Below are 2,986 nucleotides of genomic sequence, written 5' to 3' on the forward strand. Positions count from 1 at the left end.
CGTCGATGAGCACCGGGTCCGCGCCGCCCCGGTCGGCCTGCCGGACGAAGTCACCGGCGATCTTGACGGTGCTGAACGGCAGGTGCTTGAGGTAGGCGAACGAGCCGAACCCGGCCCCGAAGTCGTCCAGGCTCAGCCGGCAGCCGGCGTCGCGCAGCGTACCGGCCAGGTTGCGTACCGCCGCGACGTTGGTGATCGCCGCGGTCTCGGTCACCTCCAGGCCCAGCCGGCGGGCCTCGACGCCGGCCGTGCGCAGCCGACCCACCACCCAGTCGCCGAAGCCCGGGGACTCCAGCGACCGGGCGGAGATGTTGACGTCGAAGCGGGTCTTGGCCGCCGAGGCCGCCGGGTCGGCCAGCGCCGCCGTGGCGGTGGCCACGACCCACCGGTCCAGCTCGCCGATGAGGTCGTCGCGCTCCACAGTGGGCAGGAAGGCGGCCGGCGGCAGCTCCGGCTCCCGGCCGTCGCGCAGCCGGATGAGCAGCTCGTGGCTGACCACCTCGCCGGTAAGCAGGTCGATGATCGGCTGGGCGTCGAGGCGCATCCGGCGCTCGTCGAGGGCGTTGCGGACCCGGGCCACCACGCTGACCCGCTGCACGGCGTGCCGGTACTGCTCGGGCAGGTACAGCCGGGCCCGGTTGCGCCCGGCGTTCTTCGCCTCGTAGAGCGCGAGGTCCGCGTGGGCCAGCGCGACGTCCCGGGTGTCGCCGGGCTCCAGCGACGCGGCCCCGATGCTCAGGGTGACCCGCAGCCCGGCGTCGACCAGCGGCACGGGGCTACGCACCGTGGCGTCGCACAGGCCCTCGGCGACGGCGAGGGCCTCGCCGGCTGTGACGTCGGGCAGCACGACCGCGAACTCGTCGCCACCGAGGCGACCCAGCACGGTGCCGGACGGCAGGTGGCGCACGAGCAGGCGGGCCAGCACGCGCAGCACGTCGTCGCCGACGGCGTGCCCGTGCACGTCGTTGATGTCCTTGAAGTTGTCGATGTCGATCAGCAGCAGGGCGCCGGAGCGCCCGCCGCCGGAGGCGAGCAGGTCGTCGAGGCGCGCGAGCAGGGCACGCCGGTTCGGCAGGTCGGTCAGGGGGTCGCGCTCGGCCAGCCGGGTCAGCTCGTCCTGCGCCCGGCGGATCTCCGTGATGTCGTGGGCGGTGCCCAGGACGCGCTCGGGGACGCCTGAGTCGTCGGTGAAGACCTCGCCGTAGCACTCGAAGACGCGCAGAGTCGCGCGGTCCGGCAGGTACATGCGGTGGGTGTACGAGAACGGCGCGCCGGTGCGCAGCGCCGTGTCCAGGGTCCGCTCGATGAGGCCGATGTCGTCGGGGTGCACCAACTGCCGGTACGACGGGTAGTCCAGGGTGGTGCCAGGTGGCAGGCCGAACATCTGCAACAGCACGTCGGACCAGACGACCTCGCCGGTCGCCACGTCCCACTCCCAGGTGCCGACCTTGGCGAGCTGCTCGATGTGCGCCAGTCGCCACCGGTGGTTGCGGCCCCGCTCGCGTTCGCGGCGTTCGGTGCTGACGTCGCGCACCTCGTACAGGCGCAGGGGTTGCCCGTCCTGGTCGATGCCGTGGCAGCACACCCGCAGCCACCTGGTGGCGTGCTCGGCGGCCGGCCAGGGGATCTCGACGGCCGCGCCGTCCGGTTGCACCCGCGCCAGCGGCAGCTCGTCCGGCCGCATCCCGAGCCGGCCGGCGGCCGGGTTGGACCACAGGCACCGGCCGTCGGGTGCGAGCACCAGCATGGCGGTGGAGGCGACGTCGGCCGCGAGCGCCGGCAGAGTCAACACCTGGTGGCCACCCCATCCCTGTCACCCAAAGCGGCCGTGCGGAGCGCGGCCCGGGGGCCGTTGCGCCTGGCACCGGAACGGGTGCGTCCGGCCGCGCCGCGGAGTCTACCCACGGGCACGAGCGCATCGCGCGCCGTGTGCGCCCCGCCCGGGCGCGGCGTCAGGCTGCGTCCACGTCAGTGCCGTCCGTCCGCCGCCTGCTGCCAGCCGCCCAGCGCGGCCAGGTAGTCGGCGAAGTCGCGGCGCGGCCGGTACCCCTGGGCGCTGGCCCGGCCGATGTCGAGCACCATGTCGCGGGCGAGTTGGTCGACGGCGTACCGGGTGAGCACGGGCGTGCGGCGGGTGAGCCGCGACCACCCGGTCGCCGCCGAGGCGGCGGCACCGGCCAGCCCGACCGGCAGGTGCGCCAGCCGCGCCGGGTCGCCCGTCGCGGCGAGCGCGGCGCGCAGCACGGCGTCGCGCGAGTACGGGCGGGCGTCGGCGACGTTGTACGCCCCGGCCGGCCAGCCGGGCGCGGCCAGGCAGGCGTCGGCCAGGTTCTCCACGGCGGTGAGGCTGAGCCGGACGTCGGGGCCGGGCACCGGCAGCCACCTGCCCCGGCGGGCCCGCAGCAGCCGGGGCAGCAGGTGCGGGTCGCCGGGACCGTAGACAGCCCGGGGGCGCAGCACGACGGCGCCGGCGGCGAGGGCGAGGCGTTCGCCGGCGGCCTTGGTGCGGCCGTACGCGGAGAGCTGCCCGTCGGTGGGGTGGTCCTCGGCGACCAGGGCCGCTCCCCCGGGCCGGTAGACGCTGGCGCTGCTCACCCAGACCAGCGGTCGGCCGGCGGCGGCGTCGAGCACCCGGGCGGCCCCGTCGACGTTGACCGCCCGGTAGGCACGCTCGGCGGCCCGGCCGGGCGGCGGGTCGCCGACCGCCGCGGCGAGGTGGACGACCACGTCGGCTCCGGCGAGGTCGGGGGCCGCCCGGGTGGCGTCCCACGCCACGTGCCGGCCGACGGGGCCGGGGCGGCGGCCGAGGCAGCGCACCCGGGCCCCGGCGGCCACCGCCGCCCGGGCCACGGCGGCACCGCAGAAGCCGCTGGCCCCGGTGACCACCACCTCGGCCCCGGCGATGTTCACGCGCCGGCCCTGATCACCAGGCGTGCTCAGCCGGGCAGCGCGGCGCGCCCGTCGGCGCGGGCCCGCGCCACGACCG

Annotated in this window: 2 protein-coding genes; both read right to left on the minus strand. The window is 76.6% G+C overall.

The features are described from left to right. Positions 1–1,792 (minus strand): bifunctional diguanylate cyclase/phosphodiesterase (locus MCAG_RS02750; RefSeq protein WP_050777832.1); only part of this gene is annotated, 1,792 nt, incomplete at its 3' end. Positions 1,793–1,968: 176 nt separating this feature from the next. Beyond that, positions 1,969–2,986, minus strand: a 1,018-nt coding sequence (locus tag MCAG_RS02755; protein WP_369751294.1) for an NAD-dependent epimerase/dehydratase family protein, incomplete at its 5' end; no start/stop codon positions are given.

Source organism: Micromonospora sp. ATCC 39149 (genome assembly GCF_000158815.1).
GTDB lineage: Bacteria > Actinomycetota > Actinomycetes > Mycobacteriales > Micromonosporaceae > Micromonospora.